1 protein-coding gene and 1 pseudogene are annotated in these 1,691 nt (G+C 43.7%); both read right to left on the bottom strand.

Annotation, left to right across the window (positions count from 1 at the left end):
- A pseudogene (locus tag RMO27_RS10380) lies at window positions 1-499 on the bottom strand (hypothetical protein); the annotation flags it as partial.
- On the bottom strand, window positions 456-1,691 hold a 1,236-nt coding region (locus tag RMO27_RS10375; RefSeq protein WP_309732069.1), incomplete at its 5' end, for a P-loop NTPase fold protein. The pseudogene RMO27_RS10380 and the gene RMO27_RS10375, both read right to left, overlap by 44 nt.

The raw sequence follows: 1,691 nt of genomic DNA, 5'->3' as shown, positions 1-1,691 counted from the left end.
CGATCGATTTCCACGACCAAAAATCTGGCGCAAAACGGGCGCAACGAGTAATCGCATAACTCGGCAAGAGTAAAACGATCGGGTAGGGTAAAATGCGAGGATAGCTATCCCGTTCCATATTGAGATTGCTGAGTACCTGGGGATAGTCACCAGTCGCACCGATCGAGCGTTCCAATCCTGAGATTAATAATACTGGCTGGCGATCTGGCATTAACTCCACAGACTGCAACTGTTCGCGCACTTCCAATCCAAAATATTGTAAAAGCTCATCCGCTAAAGCAATTGGCACCCATTGGACATCGGGAAACCTGTCGCTATGTGTGAGATATTCAACAACAATTGCTCGATCTCGATCGGAATTTACTTCCATAAACGCGATCGTAAACCCTTCGGACAGCTTGGCAAATAACTCGATACTGTCTAGTGCTTCAGCATTTCGCTGTAAAAACTTCGCCTCAAGGCTGCTGTTGGAGCTGACTAAGGGCTGTTTGGAAAGCATCGATTTTGATTACGGTAGGATGAGGATAATTCCAGCGTCGATCGCCGTTATATTCCAATACATAGGTGTAGAATAAACAGTCTTGGCCGAGATCGTTACTCGGTGCCCGTTTTTCCACGAAAGTTTCAGCAATAATCGGATAATGCGTATCGGGAATCTCGCGCTCGAAGCTAAATTGTGCTTGATTGATGGCATAGAGCGCGTCATCAGCTTGGACTTGGGTATGCTTACGTCCGATCGCTGTCAAACAAGCTTGCCTGACCATTTTCATCAAATCGCGAACATGTCCGCCGCTAGCACGGACGATTTCTAGCAAGATATCCCTAGTCTCAAAGACTCGATCGACATCGATTCTTTTATCTAGTAGCGCGACTAATGAATCTAATCCTTTCGCTTGATAAGTTAACAAATCTGGTTTGTTTTTTTCATATTGATAGATATTCACCATCGAGACGATGTAAGGCTTATCAAAAGTCTTTGCAATCCCACTGGACGAGTACAGCGAAGCAATCGGCACGGTGTAAACGATCGTACAATCGATCGCCTGAAGCTGGGCAGCATAGTCAAAAAATAGTTTGTCGGCGACATGGGGCGGACAGCGATCGAGGTTATCGAATACCAGCAACAATCCTTTGCAACCTGGTTTCTTTTTAATCAGCTTCTTCTCAGCATCATGTAGCAGTAAATTGATGCTAGTTGTGAGTCTAGACAGATCTTTTTCAATAACGCGGCGAATTGTGGTTTTGTCTTTAGTACTGCCTTTGATTTGCGAGTTTAATTTCGCCAAGAATTTCGCTAGACGTGGTATCGGCAACAGACCACTGTTACTAATCGTAATTTCACCAGCAACCGCGACTTCAATATCCTTAGACATCTGCAATTCTTCAATTACTTCAGCAAACCATTGCTCGATATCTTCGACAATTTTCTTATTTAGCTCGATCTTGAGCTGACGCATCTCGTACTCTAGATACTGAGCGATTAAAAGGTAAATGTCGGTATATTGAATGTCGTTAATATCAGTTATTTTGTCAGATTCTAAATAAATGACCTGAAAATTCTGTTGCCACTTGCGCTGAAGCAATCGTAGTTCGGTGCTTTTCCCACAACCGCGATGTCCGGTAAATAAAATCGCGCTGTGCTGTGCGGGTTCTTGTAATTCTAGAGTGCAATTAATATTAATAATCGCGTC

This window comes from Chamaesiphon sp. OTE_75_metabat_556, from assembly GCF_031378165.1.
Lineage (GTDB): Bacteria > Cyanobacteriota > Cyanobacteriia > Cyanobacteriales > Chamaesiphonaceae > Chamaesiphon.
Note: the sequence above shows the minus strand (reverse complement) of the source record. Positions and strands in the feature narration are given on the sequence as shown.